Origin of the sequence: Listeria kieliensis (assembly GCF_003369925.1) — a bacterium.
Taxonomy (GTDB): Bacteria; Bacillota; Bacilli; order Lactobacillales; family Listeriaceae; genus Listeria; species Listeria kieliensis_A.
Genome location: NZ_LARY01000001.1, coordinates 168,012 through 186,772 on the forward strand (window position 1 = coordinate 168,012; position 18,761 = coordinate 186,772).

At 40.8% G+C, this 18,761-nt stretch carries 10 protein-coding genes; 7 read left to right on the top strand and 3 right to left on the bottom strand.

From position 1 onward, the window contains the following. The first annotated feature begins 280 nt into the window (after positions 1–280). The 3 genes from UR08_RS00915 (at position 281) to UR08_RS00925 (ending at position 7,695) form a co-directional block, all read left to right on the top strand. Positions 281–1,327 (top strand): alpha/beta hydrolase, encoded by a 1,047-nt coding sequence (locus tag UR08_RS00915; protein ID WP_115751800.1) that lies wholly within the window; start codon positions 281–283, stop codon positions 1,325–1,327. A gap of 135 nt (positions 1,328–1,462) precedes the next feature. Then, positions 1,463–5,197 carry a pyruvate:ferredoxin (flavodoxin) oxidoreductase gene (nifJ, locus tag UR08_RS00920; protein WP_115751801.1) on the top strand — a complete coding sequence of 1,245 codons (3,735 nt, stop codon included), beginning with the start codon at positions 1,463–1,465 and terminating at the stop codon, positions 5,195–5,197. A gap of 155 nt (positions 5,198–5,352) precedes the next feature. After that, a complete protein-coding gene (locus tag UR08_RS00925) occupies positions 5,353–7,695 on the top strand; it encodes a cation-translocating P-type ATPase (protein WP_240616005.1) in 2,343 nt (780 codons plus the stop codon). A gap of 256 nt (positions 7,696–7,951) precedes the next feature. On the opposite strand, the gene UR08_RS00930 is transcribed toward UR08_RS00925, so the two are convergent. Beyond that, positions 7,952–9,910 carry a fructose-1,6-bisphosphatase gene (locus UR08_RS00930; protein ID WP_115751803.1) on the bottom strand — a complete coding sequence of 653 codons (1,959 nt, stop codon included), beginning with the start codon at positions 9,908–9,910 and terminating at the stop codon, positions 7,952–7,954. Positions 9,911–10,082: 172 nt separating this feature from the next. Further along, positions 10,083–10,493 (bottom strand): phosphate-starvation-inducible protein PsiE, encoded by a 411-nt coding sequence (gene psiE / locus UR08_RS00935; RefSeq protein WP_115751804.1) that lies wholly within the window; start codon positions 10,491–10,493, stop codon positions 10,083–10,085. 133 nt (positions 10,494–10,626) lie between these two features. Here psiE and UR08_RS00940 point away from each other — a divergent pair, with 133 nt between their 5' ends. From UR08_RS00940 to ygjK, 3 genes are all read left to right on the top strand, one after another. After that, positions 10,627–12,345 (top strand): ABC transporter ATP-binding protein, encoded by a 1,719-nt coding sequence (locus UR08_RS00940; RefSeq protein WP_115752671.1) that lies wholly within the window; start codon positions 10,627–10,629, stop codon positions 12,343–12,345. Between the two features lie 123 nt (positions 12,346–12,468). Beyond that, complete coding sequence (locus UR08_RS00945) at positions 12,469–14,196, top strand: pyruvate oxidase (protein WP_115751805.1); 1,728 nt, start codon at positions 12,469–12,471, stop codon at positions 14,194–14,196. A gap of 169 nt (positions 14,197–14,365) precedes the next feature. Then, the gene (gene ygjK, locus UR08_RS00950) at positions 14,366–16,735 is read left to right on the top strand and encodes an alpha-glucosidase (protein WP_240616006.1); all 2,370 of its coding nucleotides are present in this window, start codon (positions 14,366–14,368) and stop codon (positions 16,733–16,735) included. A 40-nt stretch (positions 16,736–16,775) separates the two neighbouring features. On the opposite strand, the gene UR08_RS00955 is transcribed toward ygjK, so the two are convergent. After that, complete coding sequence (locus UR08_RS00955) at positions 16,776–17,636, bottom strand: LysR family transcriptional regulator (RefSeq protein WP_165849928.1); 861 nt, start codon at positions 17,634–17,636, stop codon at positions 16,776–16,778. Between the two features lie 120 nt (positions 17,637–17,756). Between UR08_RS00955 and UR08_RS00960 the strand changes: the two genes are divergently transcribed. Further along, on the top strand, positions 17,757–18,728 hold the full coding sequence (locus UR08_RS00960; protein ID WP_115751807.1) for a DMT family transporter: 972 nt from the start codon (positions 17,757–17,759) through the stop codon (positions 18,726–18,728). Positions 18,729–18,761 lie beyond the last annotated feature (33 nt).

The window sequence follows — 18,761 nt, forward strand, 5'->3', positions numbered from 1 at the left end:
CTTGCTTCTTTTTTGACGTATTGATTACAGCTCCGCAATTTTAAAATAGGTATGCACTTTATTTTGAAAGTTTAGCTTGAAGACCTCCAAGTTTCACCACTCTCCCATCCTATTTGTAAGTACTATACCCGTCGATTTTATTTTTAATACCTTAGCTATAAAAAAGTAGGTTTTATAAGTAGCTATTGACTTAAAATTTCTAAAAGGTTCCTGTTTGGTCTAATTCTTGAAAACTGATATACTGAAGTTAGCAAGTGAACTTAAAAGGAGTTGAGCACAATTGAAAAACGTATTTAAATGGGTGTTTATTTTAGTCTTCAGTGTTGTTTTACTTCCACTTCTTGTTGTTTTCTTTATTTATAAGAAAGCGGTCGGGAAACGTGAGTATGATCCATCCGTATTGGAAAACTTAAAAGACGAAGCTGCGCAAAACTATCTAAAAAATACGGCTCCACTTTCAGATGTTGATTCTCGTTATAAATATATTCGTTTAAAGGAAAAAGCAACACCTTCTGCGAAAAATATTGAAATTGGTGCAACGGAAGATAAAAAAATTGACGGGCCGGGTGGAAAAATACCACTTCGAATTTATACGCCGAAAGAAGAAGGACCATATGATATCATCTTGTATTTCCACGGCGGTGGCTTTGTAACGGGTGGGCTTCAGTCTCATGATGGGATTGCTCGGAAACTCGTACAAACGACGGGTGCACGTGTAGTCGCTGTTGATTATCGGTTAGCTCCAGAAAATCCCTTCCCAGCGGCAATTGAAGATGCTTATGCGGCATTACTCTGGGCGCAGTCACACAAAACGAGCTTGCGCAACAAAGGCACTTCGCTTATTGTGGCAGGAGACTCAACTGGTGGTAACATTGCTGCCGTCATTGCTCAAATGGCTAAAGCTAAAAATGGGCCTGAGATCAGCAAACAAATTTTACTTTATCCAACAACAGATATTTTCAGTCGAGATGCCTCTGTTCTCTATCCTTCGATGGATCAATTTGCAGAAGGGTATGTACTTACGAAAGAATCGCTCGATAAATACTTTAAGTTATATCTAAAAAATGCTTCTGATCGGAAATATGATCCGCTTGTTGCACCAATTCGCAGCAAAGACTTAAGTGGTCTTCCGAAAGCATTTATCATAACAGCAGAATTTGATCCACTTCGCGATCAAGGGGAAGCTTATGCCAAAAAATTGAAGGATGCTTCTGTTCCTGTTTTCGCAAAACGTTTGGATGATACCCTCCATGGTTTCCTCAAAACGGAATCAAAAGCTACGGACGAAACCTATGAACTAATTAGCGAATTTTTGGAAGAAGAATAAACGAAACAGCGTAACCAAATACGGTTACGCTGTTTTTGTGCGATCAAAAAATCAGATTGAGAGTTTAATTGAACTGGTGTAAAATAAGTGGGAATGGGTTTTACACAAACTATAGGAAGACTGGAAGTGCAAAGAATGCGAAAACGGAAAACAATGGATGGAAATGCGGCTGCCGCACATATTTCTTATGCGTTTACGGAAGTTGCATCGATCTATCCGATTACGCCATCTTCAACGATGGCAGAACTGGTTGATGAATGGTCAGCAGCAGGAAAGAAAAATTTGTTTGGTGAAACGGTAAAAGTTGTGGAAATGCAATCAGAGGCAGGGGCTGCTGGGACGGTGCATGGCTCGCTCAAAGCTGGAGCATTGACAAGCACTTATACGGCTTCGCAAGGCTTGCTTTTAATGATCCCTAACATGTACAAAATTGCCGGAGAGCTTCTCCCCACCGTTTTTCACGTATCAGCTCGTACGGTTGCAGCGGCGGCACTCAATATTTTTGGAGACCATAGCGATGTGATGGCAGCGAGACAAACGGGTTTTGCTATGCTTGCGGAAGGTTCGGTTCAGGAAGTGATGGATCTTTCGGCGGTCGCGCACCTAGCTTCACTTAGAGGGAGTTTGCCGTTCATTAACTTTTTTGACGGCTTTAGAACGAGCCATGAACTACAAAAAATTGAGGTTTTAGAGTATGATGAACTGCGAGAAATGCTGGATGAAAAAGCGCTTGAACGTTTCCGAGCGCGTGCAATGACGCCAAACAATCCAACGACTTCTGGATCGAGTCAAAATCCGGATATTTTCTTCCAACAGCGGGAAACAGTAAATGCTTACTACGAGGCGATTCCTAGAATTGTACGTGAGGAAATGAGCGAGATCAACAAGCGACGCGGGACAGATTACGATTTGGTTAACTACTATGGAGCAGAAGATGCAACGGATATTATTGTTGCGATGGGCTCTGTTACGCCTGTGATTGAACAAGTGATTGATTCACTTCTTTTGGAAAATCGCAAGGTGGGGCTTTTAAATATTCGATTGTACCGGCCGTTCCCAGCTGATGTATTGCTTGAAAAAATGCCTGCAACGGTTAAGCGCTTAGCGGTGCTAGATCGAACAAAAGAGCCTGGGGCAGGTGGTGAGCCGCTGCTTCTTGATGTGGAAAGTGCACTTTATCACGCAGGAAATCGGCCGGAACGAATTATCGGAGGGCGTTATGGCTTAGGTTCAAAAGATGTGACACCAGACCAGATACTGGGCGTTTATTCGCACCTAAGTAGTGAAAATCCGAAAGCTCGCTTCACAATTGGAATCGTAGATGATGTGACGAACCTTTCCATTCCAGATGTTGGTCGGAAGGATTTAACAAGCAAGGATACTTTTCAGTGCAAATTTTATGGCTTTGGTTCGGACGGGACAGTCGGTTCCAATAAAGCGGCCATTAAAATTGTCGGTGATAAAACGGATCTCAATGTGCAAGGTTATTTTTCCTATGATTCTAAGAAATCTGGCGGGCTAACCGTTTCGCATTTGCGCTTTGGTAAAAATCGGATTCGTTCGGCTTATTTAATTCATGAACCAGACTTTGTTTCTTGTTCGACTGCGGCTTATGTAAATAGCTATGATTTGCTAGATGGTTTGAAAAAAGGCGGTACTTTTCTGCTTAATACGGTCTGGCAAGGCGAACAATTAGAGCGTCATTTGCCAGCCAAAATGAAGCGTTATCTAGCAGAAAATGATATTCAGTTTTATACGATTAATGCGATTAAAATTGCGTCAGAGGCAGAGCTTGGCAGACGGATCAACACCGTCATGCAGACAGCCTTTTTCAAACTTTCTGGTGTGATGGATTTTGATTTAGCATTTGAAGAACTGAAAGAATCAGCTATCCGAACTTATGGCAAAAAAGATATGCGCGTGGCGGAAAAAAATATCACAGCGATGGATCAAACGCTAGCATATTTGAAAAAAGTGGAAGTTCCAGATGCTTGGCGAAATGCGGAAGTGGCGTCTGCGCCTTCTACAACGAATGCGTCAGAAAAGCCGCGCTATATCGAACAAATTCTTGAACCGATGAATGCTTTAAAGGGAGATTCCCTGTCAGTTGGAACGCTAATTGAAAATGGCATGGGAGATGGTAGCTATCCGCAAGGAACTGCTGCTTATGAAAAACGTGGGATTGCGCTTGAAGTGCCGGAATGGATCTCTGAGAATTGCACGATGTGTAATGAGTGCGCCTTTGTTTGTCCGCATGCAGCAATTCGACCAGTGCTTGTAAATGAAGCAGAAGAAGTAAATGCACCGGCAAGTTTTTCAACTCGAGAAATGCGAGGTAAAGACGTTTCCTACCGGATTCAAGTTTCGCCAATGGATTGCACGGGCTGTAACCTTTGCGCGCACGTTTGTCCGGCGAAAGATAAGGCCCTTGTAATGAAGCCTTTTGATGAAATTGCAGAGCGAGAAAGCGAGAACTGGGATTTTGCCAAATCGGTTTCTCCTAAGAAAAATCCGGGCAAGAAAAATACGCTTCCGGGAAGCCAATTTGAACAGCCGCTACTTGAATTTTCAGGGGCTTGTGCAGGTTGTGGGGAAACGCCTTACGTGAAACTTTTGACGCAACTATTTGGAGACCGGATGATGATTGCTAATGCAACAGGCTGTTCTTCCATTTGGGGAGCTTCTGCACCAGCAACGCCTTATACGACGAATAGCAATGGGCATGGTCCTGCATGGTCCAATTCGCTTTTGGAAGATAATGCGGAATATGGCTTTGGAATGTATCTTGCCAACCAAACAATGCGAGCAGGGCTTTTGAAGGAAGTAGAAGCGATTCTGCTTGAAGAAGGAATCTCTGAGAACTTGCGTCACTCGCTTAATGAATGGCGTGAAAACTTCTTAATTGGTGAAGGGACACGTGAACGCGCAGAGGATCTTCAGCTGGCTCTTCTTGCAGAAATGAGTGGAAACAGCCGTCTTCGGGCTCTTTATGACAAGCGCGATTTGTTTATTAAGCGGTCGCAGTGGATGATTGGCGGCGATGGCTGGGCGTATGATATTGGTTTTGGTGGTATTGATCATGTGCTTGCAAGCGGTGAAGATGTCAATATGCTTGTGATGGATAATGAAGTGTATTCCAATACGGGCGGTCAATCTTCGAAGGCGACACCGATGGCTGCGATTGCGAAATTTGCGGCTTCTGGAAAACGGATGGGTAAAAAGGATCTTGGCTTCATGGCGATGAGCTACGGGAATGTTTATGTGGCACAAGTGGCGATGGGCGCGAATAAAAAGCAAATGATCAAAGCGTTTGAGGAAGCTGAGAAATTCCCGGGACCTTCTTTGATTATTGCTTATACGCCTTGTATCGCGCACGGGATTTCGGCCGGAATGAAGACGATGCTTTCGGAGACGGAAAAGGCAGTTGAATGCGGTTATTGGAACTTATATCGTTATAATCCAGAACTATTAGCTAAAGGTAAAAATCCGATGGTGATGGATTTCAAAAAACCCGATTTCAGTTTGTTCCATGAGTTTTTAAAACGCGAAACACGCTTTTCAGCGCTATATAAGTCGAACCCGGAAGTTGCTCAGGCGATTTCGGATGGGACGCGTGAAGATGCTTTGCGTCGCTTTAAACGCTATGCGATGATGGCAGGACTCGATCTTGCTAAGATTCTTCCAGATGAAAATGAAGCTAGTAAAGAAGAGGTTGCAAAACCAAAATTGAGTGAAGCGGAGAAGGAACAACGCAAACTCGAACGTGAGAAACGGAAACGCGAGCGTTCGGAAGATCCGGAGCGCGAAGCGCGTCGCAAAGCTCGGATGGAGCGAAAACAAGCACGTTTAAATGAAAAGGAAAATGAATAAAGGGAAGCCCTTCTTGAGTTTTTGGATTCAAGGGGGCTTTTTTGTTTCTTGCCAAAAAGATTTTGAATTTACGAGCAAAAAAGTTAGATTACTGCGCGAGAATCTGCTATTTTTATATTAAAAGGGTATACACATACTAAAGGAAGTGCATGGATTTGGAAGAGAATAAACGAAAACCGCTTGAAGGTCTAAATCCATATCTTGGTCTTACCCAGAAGGAAGTAGACGAACGCGATCGTCTTGGCTTGAAAAATCATGCTTTAAAGCCGCTTACGAGAAGTATTCAGCGGATTTTTGCAGATAATACGTTAACGCTTTTTAATTTAATTAATTTTACGATCGCTTGTTTTATTATTTACACAGGAAGTTATAAAAATCTATTGTTCCTTGGCGTTGCGCTTTGCAATACGGCAATGGGGATTTTTCAGGAAATCCGCGCTAAGCGTCAAGTTGATAAGCTGACGATTTTAACAGAAGGTAAGGTGCGAGTTATCCGCGAAGGAAAGGAAATTGAAATCGAGCAAGAAGAGCTAGTTTTGGATGATGTCATGCTAGTTCGACGCGGGGATCAGGCTTATGCGGATGGTATTGTTTTAGAGACGACAGGGCTTGAAGTCGACGAATCGCAGCTGACGGGTGAAGCCGATGCGGTCATTAAAAAGCAAGGAGATGACGTGTTTTCTGGAAGCTTCGTTTTAAGTGGAACCGCACACGTTCAAGCAACAGCGATTGGAGCAGACAGTTTTGTTTCCAAGCTTTCTCTTGAAGTAAAACAAGAAAAAACGGCTTACAGTGAATTGTTACGCTCAATTAAAATGATTATTCGCATACTCGCCTTTGTAATCGTACCGCTGGGTGTGATTTTATTTTTCTCACAACTTTCACAGTCTCAAGATATCAATGCTGCCATTTTAGGAACTGCGGCTGCTATGATTGGGATGATTCCAGAAGGGCTTGTCCTGTTAACTTCGATCGCGCTTGCGGTTGGGGTTGTCAATTTAGCACGTCAAAAGGTGCTGGTCAAAACGATGCCAGCAATCGAAACACTTGCGCGCGTGGATGTTCTTTGCCTTGACAAGACGGGGACGATCACAAGTGGTAATTTGAAAGTTTCAGAAATTTTGCCTGAAAAAGGCTTTACGCAAGCAGATGTGGAAGAAGGCATTTCGGCGATCATTTATACCTTACAAGACAAAAACTCGACGAGCCTTGCGCTTGAGCGGAGTTTTACAGAAGACCCGGGCTGGGAAGCAACCGCTCGTTTTCCATTTTCTTCGGATAAAAAGTGGAGTGGGGCTTCTTTTGGAAATCGTGGTACATACATCATTGGCGCACCAGAATTTGTCTTCGAAACTTTACCAGCAGAAAAAAGACAACAAATTGATGAATTTGCTAAGTCAGGCTACCGCGTACTGTCTTTGGCTAAGAAAAAAGGTGCATTTGAAGATTCCGAACATACACTTGAACTTGTTGGCTTGGTGTTAATTACGGATGAATTACGGGAAGAAGCGAAAGATACATTTCACTACTTCAAAGAACAAGGTGTTTCGATTCGTGTCATTTCAGGGGATAATCCTGCTACTGTATCCAATGTGGCACTTCAAGCCGAAATCGACGGCAGCGATCGCTACGTAGATATGAGCCAAGTTGGAAAAAATCCAGATTATGGGCAACTCGTACAAAATTACGTCGTTTTCGGTCGAGTGACTCCGCATCAGAAAAAGCATCTAGTGCAAGCTTTTCAAGCGGAAGGTCATACTGTCGCCATGACGGGAGACGGTGTCAATGACGTGCTCGCATTAAAAGAATCCAATTGTAGTATTGCGATGGCAGAGGGAAGTGATGCCTCAAAAAGTGTGGCTGATTTTGTTTTGATCAACAATAACTTCGATTCAATGATTAGTGTGCTAAAAGAAGGGCGCCGTGTGATTAACAACATCGAACGAGTGGCATCACTTTATTTAATCAAAACGATTTATTCGGTCATTTTGACAGTGATTTATACGTTTCTATCGAGTCGCTATCCGTTTCAGCCGATTCAGCTTAGTCCAATTTCTTCATTGACCGTTGGGATTCCATCCTTCTTCCTTGCGATTAAGCCGAACTACAAACGAATCCAAGGAGAATTTTTGAAGAAAGTGCTTCATAATGCCTTGCCAGCTGCGCTTTGCGTTGTGACTTACGTGCTCGTGATTAATGCGCTTGGCGGCTTAACGGGATTAAGTTTTGCGCAAACATCAACTTTAAGTGTTTTGCTTACAGGAACCGTTTGCTTCACTACGTTAATTGCTGTGGCTAAACCTTTCGATTTTAAAATTAAAATTTTGATTACACTTTTAATGACAGCTTTTGTCATGTTGTTCTTATTTACAGGTTCGATTTTCAACTTAGCTTCCTTGCTAAACGTCAACATGATTATGGTTTACGTACCACTTATTTTAAGTGTCTATCCGTTTTTCCATTTCATCCGAGCTTTCATGCTCCGGTTTGTGAAATAAAATAAAAAAAGCACTCGGACGCAAGCGCCCGAGTGCTTTTTTCTGTGGCCTAAGATCTGTGGGAATCTTAGGCGACGGGGATTTGTATATAGATAATCTTTTCACGAGAATGAGAAATGACTAACTACAAATACTATTATAACGAATTTCCAAAAAGATGCATCTGAATTTCTGCCGTCATCTCGGATAAAACCCGCTGAATCTGCATGGATACTAATGTTTCACGATTTGTGAACGTTTTATGACAATTTTTCATTTATCTGTGTTCATTGAGATAACCCTTACGGTAAGCATTCAAAAGTTGCTTCAGTTCTTCTGCTTGACGTACGAGTTCCTGGCCATTGTCCGTATCGCGTACTCGCTTCCGTTCAATTTCCATTTCGATTACTTGACGCGTAGATAAGATATCCGTTTCATTTTTGATTGCTTCCTCAGTCGATGTAAACGGCTGATGACTTGCTAGTTGAAGACCGTAACTATTAAAGAGTAGCGTATAGCCGGCAAGTCCCGTTGTTTTGTGATAAGCAGGAGAGAAGCCACCATCAATAACAAGCATCTTTCCATTTGCTTTAATCGGACTTTCCCCTTTCCCTTCTTTAACAGGCGTATGCCCATTTATAATATGTCCACAAGTTTCTAATCCGAATTCTTTCAAGATCATGTCACACGTTTCTGGCTCGTTCCGCATTTTATAATACGGATTTTTTTCCTCATGATGGGTCGCTTTGTCGGCCACGAAATAACGCTCAAACGTTGTCATTTCACTTTTACCGAACAAAGATGAGACAGGCCCCGTCCATAAATACCAAGTCACATCAAGTGCATATTCTTTTTCCTTCGTTCCTGCATTCCGGAAATAACCTTCTCGGGCGATTTGCTCGAACTGAACGAATAAATCTTTTCCAGCGTATTTTTTGCCGTGAAGTTCAAGCTCCATAAAACTTCCGTCTGAGTTGAGTGGAATACAACCGTGATATAGCAAATTGCCGTTGTAAGTCAAAAACATGCTCCCCTTGGAATACAAAAATAAAATGTGTTTTTGCAACCGCTCGCAATTTTTAAAAGAAGCCACGAGTTTTTGGATGATTTCTGCTTCCTCCTTCGTGAGCGCGTAAGGATTTTCCGGATCGATCGTCGGGAAATTTTGGTCAAGAAGGGGATAAGTTTTGCCTTTCAAATTGATTTCGCCTCGCTCATAATCGATGAAGTCAAGCACTTTACGACTCTCCATTGCAAACTCTGGATGGCGATCAATGATTGGGCCTTCAAGCTTAAATTGGATGATCGAAATGGCTTTATGCATCCGCGCAATTTGAGTGATCTCGGCGTTGCTGTATTCCAAGCCTTCTTCATTTTTCGGTTGGAAAAATTCACAAGGATCATCCCCGTAGACAGCATCCGCAAAAAGAGCAAGCGGACGTAGCGAAATCCCGTAGCTATCTTCTAAAATATCTAAATTTAAATACCGTGCCGAGATGCGGACAACGTTTGCCAAGCAAACCTCAGATCCAGCCGCAGCCCCCATCCAAAGCATGTCATGGTTGCCCCACTGGAAATCAAGCGAATGATAATTCATCAGCGTATCCATGATTTTATCAGGATAAGGCCCTCTGTCATAAACATCGCCGACAACATGTAAGTGATCGACAACGAGTCGCTGGATCAATTTGGACAATGCCGCAATGAACTCCTTCGCCCGGTCAAGTTCGATAATGCTTTCTAGAATTTCTTCATAATAAAGTTTTTTATCGTCTTCGTTGTAGTTTTCATGAAGCAACTCTTCTAATATGTAAGCAAAATCCTCCGGCATCGCTTTGCGCACCTTGGACCGAGTGTATTTGGACGAAACATACTGACAAAGTTCCACGAGTCGAAATAAGGTATCTTTGTAAAAGGCACACGGATCTGTCACTTCTTCGAGCAATAAATCAATTTTTTGCTCAGGATAATAAACGAGTGTTGCTAAAGTATTGATTTCGCTATCACTCATTTCTTCGCTAAAGCAATCACGAATTTTGCGCTTGACGACGCCTGAACCATTGCGTAAGACTTGTTCAAAAGCGCTATATTCCCCGTGAATGTCACTTAGAAAATGCTCAGTTCCCTTTGGAAGATTTAAAATCGCTTCTAAATTTGTAATTTCAGTCGCTGTTTTCGCGATTGTTGGATAATTCCTTGCGAGCAAGCGCAAATATTTCAGTTCATTTTGATCCAAACTTCATCAACCCCCAGAAAATAATTGGTATTGTTTATATCTGGAGATAGTATAACGTATAAAAAGCTTTATATCAACAAAATGAGATTTTTAAAAAATGAATTGGTCTATACAAAAAAATAAGGAGCATCCGTTTAGACCTCGAAAAGTCTTTCTGCTCCTTTTAACTCTTTTATTCACGTTTTAATAATTTGGTATTAGCAAGATACAAAGCGATGACAAGAAGTAATATTGCACCTGAAAGAATAAGTGTTGCGAGCGCATCTGTGTGATCGACGATAATTAAACGTACGATCGCGGTGATTCCAATATAGATGAAATAGCGCAGTGGGAAATGATAACCAGACTGAAAGTATTTGATAATTAAGGCGATAAATTCAAAGTAGAGAAAGAAAATCAAAATATCCTCGGTCATATCGTAAAAAGAAGTAACCGTATCTGAGATGAACAGATTGTTAAAAATCATGTAAGCTTCACGGATTAAAAAGGCAACAAGTGTTAAGCCAACTAAGATTAGTCCGATATTTAAAATGAACTGGAGAAACAAAGGGACGATCCGCGTTAACGTATTCAGTAACTTCAATAAAATTCCTCCTTAATGTGTGACTACTTTTAGTCTAATCGGCGCTACTTTGTTCCGTCAAGAAAAAAAGAAGTCTGCAGACTAAATTGATTTATATTATAATGGAGTTTCAATGAAAAAAGGGAGCGTTTCGATGTTAAAACGATTTTTTAGCTATTATTCACCATATAAAAAACTATTTGCGCTTGATTTTGGCTGTGCCGTTTTTGCAGCTTTGCTTGAGCTCGCGTTTCCAGTCGCTGTTAATGCGGTGATCGATAAGCTTTTGCCTGGAAAGGATTGGGGACTCATTGTAACGGCTGCATTAGCTTTATTATTTTTCTATTTAGTCAATACGTGGATGCAATATATCGTGACCTATTTTGGTCATATGCTTGGATTAAACATTGAGACCGATATGCGTCGCGATTTGTTTGCACAATTGCAAAGGCAGCCGTTTGAGTTTTATGACAATCAAAAAACAGGGAAATTGATTTCGCGCATGACAACCGATTTGTTTGAAATTGGTGAAGTGGCACACCACGGGCCAGAGGATGTTTTCATTTCCATCATGTCGCTGTTTGGCGCTTTTTTCTTGATGCTCACGATCCACGTGAAACTTGCAGTGGCCACTTTTATTCTGGTGCCGATTTTGACAGTTATTATCGTATTTTTCAATAAAAAGATGACGAAAGTAAATGCGCGGATTTTTCGCGATTTAGCTGAATTTAATGCGGGTGTTGAAAATGCAGTAAGTGGAGTGCGCGTAGTTCAGGCTTTTGCCAATGAGGAGCATGAAAGAAGTCGTTTTGCTGGCTTAAATGGAATGTACCGGAAATCTAAATTGCAATTTTACAAAGTCATGGGGCTAAGCTTTTCATTTAACTATTTGTTAATGCGTTTAATTACATTGTTCGCACTTTTATTTGGTTCATATTATACCATTCGTGGCGAAATCAGTTACGGGCAATTTGTTGGTTTTATCCTGCTGACAAATGTTTTTATCCGCCCTATTGAAAAAATTAATGCAGTTATCGAAAGCTATCCAAAAGGTTTTGCAGGCTTTAAACGTTTCCTAGAAATTATTGACACGAAGCCAACAATTTTTGACCGAACAAATGCCAAAGAAGCGCCAGCTTTTAAAGGCGAAATTGCTTATCAACACGTATCATTTAGTTATGACGAGGCGCATCCAGTTTTAGCGGATATTTCGCTTTCTATTCAAGCAGGTGAAACGGTGGCTTTTGTTGGGACAAGTGGTGCTGGGAAAACGACGCTTTGCAATTTGCTTCCGCGTTTTTATGAACCGACAGAAGGCGAAATCCAAGTGGATGGGGAAAACATTGAAAGTTTTACGCTACAGTCTTTGCGAGAACAGATTGGTGTTGTGCAACAAGATGTTTTTCTCTTTTCAGGAACTGTCCGTGAAAATGTGGCTTATGGTAAATTAGATGCAACAGACGAAGAAATTTGGGAAGTCTTGCGCCTTTCGAATTTAGAAGAAGTGGTTAATGCCATGGAAGCGGGGCTTGATACGGTAATTGGTGAGCGGGGAGTCAAACTTTCCGGAGGCCAAAAACAGCGGCTTGCGATTGCTCGGATGTTTCTCAAAAACCCGCCAATTTTAATTTTAGATGAAGCGACATCTGCGCTTGATACGGAAACAGAACGGATTATTCAAGCGTCTCTGGATAAGCTTGCGGCAGGGCGAACGACACTAATTATTGCGCACCGATTGGCAACAATTAAGCATGCCGACCGAATTGTTGTAGTGACAAAAGCAGGGATTAGCGAACAGGGAAGTCATGCGGATTTAATGCAGCGTGATGGCGTTTATAAGCGGCTTTATGAAGCTCAATTTGGATTTGATTGATGAAAATAAGTAAAAAAAGTTCATTTTTAATGAGCTTTTTTTACTTTTTAGGTTTGGAATAGACCATTTTCGGAAACTGATTAGGAGTAGCAGAATTTTAGATAACGAGAAAGGACAGTTGAAATGAAAACTAGAGGCAGTGATGTATTAGTTAAGGTACTTGAAAATTGGAATGTGGATCATGTTTATGGGTTGCCAGGAGATTCGATTGATACGGTCGTTGAAGCTCTCCGGAAGGAAAAGGAAGCCATTGATTTTATCCATGTTCGGCATGAAGAAGTTGCGACACTTGCCGCTTCTGCTTATGCCAAATTGACAGGGAAAATCGGTGTGGCTCTTGCAATTGGTGGTCCTGGAGCTATTCACTTATTAAATGGGATGTATGATGCCAAGATGGACCGTGTTCCGATGCTCGTTCTAGCGGGGCAAGTGGTGACGGATGTTGCCAATACGAAATTTTTCCAAGAAGTTGATTTGCCAACTTTATTTGAAGATGTTGCCGTATATAATAAATTGATTGAGTCAGCGGATAATATTGCGGAAGTAGTCGATCAAGCGATTGAAACGGCTTACCGAGAAAAAGGTGTCGCAGTACTTACGATTCCAAATGATATTTTGGCTAAACAAGTCAAAGCTAAAACGCTTGAAAAGCGTGAGTATCATCCGGTTCGCCCACAAATTGATGAAGCGAAAATCGAGCAGGCGAAAAAGCTGATTGGGCAGTCAAAAAAACCTGTGATTCTTGCAGGAGCAGGAACACTCGGTGCCAAGAAAGAACTAGAGCGCTTTTCAGAAGCGTATGATATTCCTGTGATTGTGACGCTGCGCGGAAGAGGCGTGATTTCTGATGAACATCCCAACTACTTAGGGAATATCGGGAAAATCGGCACAAAACCGGCTTATGAAGCGATGCAAGAAGCGGATTTATTACTAATGCTTGGAAATGATTATCCTTATGTAGATTATTTACCGAAACATTCGATTTCATGTATTCAAGTAGATATTAATCCGAGCATCATGAGCAAGCGCTATCCAGCTACAGTTGAAATTGTAGGGGATATGAAAGAAGTGCTTGCGAAGTGGAATGAAGCAGGGGAAACGGTTTCTGAACGACCATTTTTAAAAGCGGTTCAACATAATATGGAAAACTGGAATAAGTGGATGGCGGAAGATGAAGCAAAAACGGGAGAACCACTTGCTCCAGAAGCAGTGATGGCGGAAATTCGCAAAATTGCTCAGCCAGATACGATTTTTTCAATTGATGTTGGAACTTCAACGGTTTGGAGCACACGTTATTTACACCTAGGGCAACAAAATCAGTTTCTAACCTCCGCTTGGCTTGGTACGATGGGCTGTGCATTGCCTGGGGCTATAGCAGCTAAACGCGCTTTTCCAGAACGTCAGACAATTGCGATCACTGGAGATGGTGGCTTTTCAATGGTGATGCAAGATTTTGTTACAGCCGTGCATTACGAAATGCCAATGGTTGTTGTCTTGCTAAATAACCAGGAGCTTTCGTTTATTAAATATGAACAACAATCTGCTGGTGAATTAAATTATGCGATTGATTTGCCTAATATTGATTATGCTGCTTTTGCGAAAGCTTGTGGTGGCAAAGGTTATCACGTAGAAACACGTGCAGAACTTGAAACAGCGCTTGTAACGGCTAAAGATGATCAAGTTCCTGTTTTGATTGATGTTCGTGTTGATCCAAATGCGGCTCCACTTCCTGGAAAAATTGTTTGGGATGAAGCGAAAGGTTATCTCGCTTTTGAAAGTGGCGAATTACTTGAAGAACATCATTTGGCTAAAATGCCACCACTAAAAACAATTTTACGTCGTTTTTTATAAAATTTAGATGTTGCCCCTTAAGAAGAGATAGCTCTTCCTAAGGGGCTTTTGCGCATTGTTTTAAAAATAAAAAAAATAGACTAGTATTTTTGTCAGAAATTTAATATAATGAATTTGTTGAGTTTTGAAAACGTCATCAATTGATGACGAGACGAGGGAGGAAAGGATATTGAAAAAGAAAGGTATTTTATGGGGAGCTGCACTAATTGTGGTTGTTATTATTGTTTTTGTAGCTATCGGTTTTTCAGTAAAAAAGGGAGACACTGCAAGTCAGAAAGAAATAGAAAAATTAGAGCAAGCTGAACCTAAACCTAAAATCAAGGATTTCAAAAATACACTTGATATTTCAGCTAAGCCAACTGCACAAATTTATGGAAATTATGAAACCAATAAATTTACGAATTTTGCAGATTTAGGTGCATGGCATGGTTATTATCTACCAGCTAAAAGCGCGCCAGAGCTATTTGGTGGTTTTGCAGGTCCAGTGATTTTAGGACAGGAATATCCAGCTAATTTAGCAACAACGTTTGACCAAATTGAAATTATGAATCATAAAACGAAAAAAGCTTACTCGCTAAGTGAAGCAAGCACTGATTTTGCTTACTATCCTGGTCAACTTGTACAAAGTTATAAATTAGAAGACTTGACGCTTGAGCTACACTTGATTTTTGTAAGTGAAAGAACGGCACTCGTTCAAACGACTATTGAAAATAATACGGATAAACCATTGGAATTGTCACTAACTTGGAAAGGAAAATTGCTCAATCAACTTGATGATGGAGGGACAAAACTTTCTTTACATCAAACGCTAACTGGAACAAACGATGGTGTTGAAGTGAATTTTTCAGATATAGAGGAAACTTGGGCATTCTTTTCGACGAAAGAAACAAAATTTGCAGTTCGTCATGATAAACCTGTTCAAACAACGGTGGCAGGAGATAGCTATCGTTCACAGTTAAAAGAAGTTGTAAAAATTGCACCTCGGAAACAGTTTGAAACAAATTCGACTGAAAGTTATACGTTTACAAATAAAGAGTTTCAACTTGAAAAAGAAAAACACGACCGTTTTGTAAAAGAGGCAAATCGATATTTTAAAGAAAATAAACAACGCTGGCAAGGCTATCTAGATCAGACCTTTGCCAATAAAAAGCAAAAGAGTCATCCCGAATACAAAAATGCTGCTGTCAAAACAATGGAAACTTTAACTACAAACTGGCGCAGTCCTGCAGGGGCAATTAAACATGATGGAATCATTCCATCAATGTCGTATAAGTGGTTTATCGGACTTTGGGCTTGGGATTCATGGAAAGAAGCTGTAGCGGTGACGAACTTTAATCCGGAACTTGCGAAAAATAGTGTTCGTGCTTTGTTTGATTATCAAATCAAAGAAAATGATAAAGTGATTCCTCAAGATGAAGGTGCGATTATTGATGCTATATTTTATAATCCAACACCAGAGCGTGGCGGAGTTGGTGGAAACTGGAATGAGCGAAATTCGAAGCCGCCACTATCGGCTTGGGCAGTTTGGAACATTTACAGTCAAACGAAAGATAAGGATTTCTTAAAAGAAATGTATCCTAAACTTGTGAAGTACCATGAATGGTGGTATAAAAATCGAGATCATAATCAAAATGGTATTGCAGAATACGGTAGTATGATTAGTGATGCAAATTGGCAAAAAGATGATCAGGATCAAATTATTAAAGGGAAAGATGGAAAACCTAAATTAGATGATGAGGCCGTTATTGAAGCGGCAGCGTGGGAAAGTGGAATGGATAATGCGACACGATTCGATAAAGATGGGGTTGGAAAAGATGATCCAGGTGTTCTTGTTCTTGAAAATAAAGATAAGAATGATAAATTAGTGGGTTATTCTATCAACCAAGAATCTGTGGATTTAAATGCATATCTCTATGCGGAAAAGGGCTTTTTAGCTTCAATCGCGAAAGAATTAGATAAAGGAAAAGAAGCCAAGCAATACGAAAAGGAAGCGAAGAAAGTTAAAGAATACGTAGAAGACAACATGTATGATGAAAAAACAGGTTATTATTACGATCTACAAATTACATCTAAAAACAATAAAACAAAGCTACTCGTCAACCGTGGGAAGGGGACAGAGGGTTGGCTGCCGCTTTGGGCTAATCTAGCTTCCAAGGATCGAGCAAAAGAAGTCAGAAATAATATGATGAGTCAAGCCAAATTTAATACCCATGTTCCGTTCCCAACAGCATCAAGAGATAATAAAAAATTTAGCGCAACGAAATACTGGCGTGGACCAGTTTGGCTAGATCAAGCTTTGTTTGGTGTAGAAGCGTTACAGAATTATGGCTATCAAGCAGAAGCGAAGTTCATGGCTGAAAAGTTATTTAATCAGACAGAGGGATTGATGGGGAATGGACCAATCCATGAAAACTACGATCCACTTACAGGCGAAGGGCTTAGCACTAGTAATTTTAGTTGGTCTGCAGCGGCTTACTATTTGATGTATCAGCATACATTATTAGACAACCAAACAACCAGTCAAACAGAATTAAAATGAATAAAAAACGCAATGAGTTAAAAAAGAACTCATTGCGTTTTTATGACTTATGCAGAAAATATAAAAATCGTTTAGAAGCGCTAGACAGAAAACCCTGCCTTTTGTGGATCGCAAATATTGTTCGTTCAAGCGGCAGCGGGTAAGTACAGATATTTGTGAGCGATCTTGCAACTGATTCAGGGACAATAGCGATGCCGAGATTTGCTTCAACAAGACCAAGAATGCTTGCAATCTCAAGGCCATCGATTGAAAAGTGAGGAATGAGATTATTTTGCTGTAGAAATTGGTCGATGATTTCTCGTGTTGGTGTCCCCTTGTTGAAATGAAAAAAAGTTTCGTTTATTAAATCAGACAGATTGAAAAATTTTTTTTGTGCAAGTGCATGTTTTTTTGAAAAAAGAACAATCATCTTTTCAGTTGCTACTGGAAAACTTGAGAAAACGGGATCTTGTGGTTTTGTTACCGCTAGCCCAATTTCTAGCTCGCCACTTTGAATCTTCTCTAATAACTCATTTGTACGTGATTCGTGAAAATGAAATCGATTTTTTGGATATAGTTTTCGGAATGATTTTAAGAGTTGTGGAACAAAAGAAAATCCGAGTGTATGCGTAAATCCAAGTGTTATTAAGCCAGAATCAGGGTCAAGAAGTGTTTGGATTTCTTTTTTTGAACTTGCAAGAATTTCTGTGAGTTTTAAAGCATCTTGATAAAATTGTTTTCCAAACTGATTGAGCTGAATACCGCGCCCATCACGATCAAAAAGCGGTAATCCCAATTCTTTTTCGAGATTTTGGATCGAGCGGCTAAGAGCAGATTGAGATAAAGCTAGCTTTTCAGCAGCAAGCGTCAAATGCTCGGTTTCAGCCGTGATAATAAAATAATGCAATTGATTAAAATCCATCTTTGGATCACCACCTATGTAAGAAATGCATAAATTCATTCTGATTAATGATTTGTTTGCAAGTTAAATTGAGTATACAATAAAAGAATAAGACTTTGAAATAAAGAGGCATCGAATTTTATGAAAAAAGGTTACCTTTACATTATTTTAGCGACTTTTTTGTTTAGCACAATGGAAATTGCCATCAAGCTTTCAGGCAGCACTTTTCATCCCATCGAACTCAACTTTCTGCGCTTTTTCATTGGCGGATTTATTTTACTTCCGCTCGCAATCATTAGATGGCGCAAAGCAAAGCGGAAATTTGGCTGGCATGAACTGGGCTTTTTTGCACTGACAGGCTTTTTTTGCATCGTGATTAGCATGACATTTTTCCAACTGGCAATTGGCTATACGAAAGCTGCCACAGTGGCCATTTTATTCAGCTTAAACCCCGTTTTTGTATTGCTCTTTGCAGCCATTTTCTTAAAAGAAAAAATGACGAAACTTGTCGTACTTTCGCTTGCGATTAGCTTAGCGGGCATGCTGATTATCATTAATCCGTTTTCGCTCGCAGATCCAATTGGCGTCACACTTTCGGTCCTTGCAGCCGTTTTCTTTGCCGTTTATAGCGTGATCAGCCGCTATGGGACGAAAAAATGGCGTTACGGCGGAATTGAGACGACTTGTTTTTCCTTTCTAATTGGTGGAGCCGAACTTTTACTGCTTATGCTAATCAGTCACGTTACGCCTTTTGCCACGTTTCTTGCAAATCATGGGCTCGCTCTTTTCAGTGAAATTCCGCTTTTTTCAGGCGTTTCGTTGCATAGTTTGCCGATGTTGCTTTATCTTGGGGTCGGCGTCACGGGGATCGGTTTTTCCTGCTATTTTCTTGCGATGGAAGAAACCAGTTTATCGCTCGCTTCACTCGTGTTTTTCATTAAACCCGCGCTCGCACCGATTCTTGCATTCCTCATTTTGGGCGAAGCGATTCCGCTTGAAACCGCCATTGGTATTCTCGTGCTTTTGCTCGGCTCGCTCATCACCTTTATTTCCAACCGCGAAGTGCCAAAAATCATTGCCGAAAAAGAAAAAAATCCACCTTACCGTTCTTGAAAAAGAGCGGTTTTATTTTGCAAGAAACAGGGG

Excerpts from the sequence above, each read along its gene's own strand:
- UR08_RS00955 (WP_165849928.1), bottom strand. The coding sequence starts at position 17,636 with ATGGATTTTAATCAATTGCATTATTTTATTATCACGGCTGAAACCGAG.
- UR08_RS00945 (WP_115751805.1), top strand. The coding sequence starts at position 12,469 with ATGAAAACTAGAGGCAGTGATGTATTAGTTAAGGTACTTGAAAATTGG.
- UR08_RS00940 (WP_115752671.1), top strand. The coding sequence starts at position 10,627 with ATGTTAAAACGATTTTTTAGCTATTATTCACCATATAAAAAACTATTT.
- nifJ (WP_115751801.1), top strand. The coding sequence starts at position 1,463 with ATGCGAAAACGGAAAACAATGGATGGAAATGCGGCTGCCGCACATATT.
- UR08_RS00960 (WP_115751807.1), top strand. The coding sequence starts at position 17,757 with ATGAAAAAAGGTTACCTTTACATTATTTTAGCGACTTTTTTGTTTAGC.